General features: G+C 47.4%; 1 pseudogene. It reads left to right on the top strand.

Going from position 1 to position 1102, the window contains the following annotated elements:
* Positions 1 to 1102, top strand: a pseudogene (locus tag ABR854_RS25685) (hypothetical protein); the annotation flags it as partial.

The following is a 1102-nucleotide window of genomic DNA, read 5'->3' as shown; positions in this document are numbered from 1 at the left end:
TACCTACACAGCGACATGTATCAACAGTTGTGGGGAAAGTGGAGTGAGCAATGTAGTAGTTATCACAACAGGTAGCAGCCCAGCAGCACCAGTAATTTCAACGAACAGAAACAGCTTGTGTAATGCAGAGACAGCAACGTTGACAGCAACAGGTTGCAGTGGTAGTTTGAAATGGAGTACAAATGCGACAGGCAGCATCATCAGTGTAAGCACAGCAGGAAGTTATACAGCGACATGTAGCAACAGTTGTGGTGAAAGTGGAGTTAGCAATGTAGTGGTTATCACGACAGGCAGCAGCCCAGCGGCTCCAGTAATTTCATCGAATAAGAATAGCTTGTGTAATGCAGAGACAGCAACGTTGACAGCAACAGGTTGTTCAGGTAGCTTGAAGTGGAGTACAAATGCCACAGGCAGCAGCATCAGTGTAAGAACAGCAGGCACATACACAGCGACATGTAGCAACAGTTGTGGGGAAAGTGGATTGAGCAATGTAGTAGTTATCACGACAGGTAGCAGCCCAGCAGCACCAGTAATTTCAACGAACAGAAACAGCTTGTGTAATGCAGAGACAGCAACGTTGACAGCAACAGGTTGCAGTGGTAGCTTGAAATGGAGTACAGGCTCGACGAGTGCAAGCATCATTGTAAGCACGGCAGGTACCTACACAGCGACATGTATCAACAGTTGTGGTGAAAGTGGAGTTAGCAATGTAGTGGTTATCACAACAGGTAGCAGCCCAGCAGCACCAGTAATTTCAACGAACAGAAACAGCTTGTGTAATGCAGAAACGGCATCGTTGACAGCAACAGGTTGCAGTGGTAGCTTGAAATGGAGTACAGGCTCGACGAGTGCAAGCATCATTGTAAGCACGGCAGGTACCTACACAGCGACATGTATCAACAGTTGTGGCGAAAGTGGATTGAGCAATGTAGTAGTTATCACGACAGGCAGTAGCCCAGCAGCTCCAGTAATCAGCAGCAACAAAAACAGCTTGTGTAATGCAGAGACAGCAACGTTGACAGCGACAGGTTGCAGTGGTAGCTTGAAATGGAGTACGAATGCAACAGGCAGCAGCATGAGTGTAAGAACAGCAGGCACATAC

This window comes from Emticicia sp. W12TSBA100-4, from assembly GCF_040253585.1.
GTDB lineage: Bacteria > Bacteroidota > Bacteroidia > Cytophagales > Spirosomataceae > Emticicia.
Note: the sequence above shows the minus strand (reverse complement) of the source record. Positions and strands in the feature narration are given on the sequence as shown.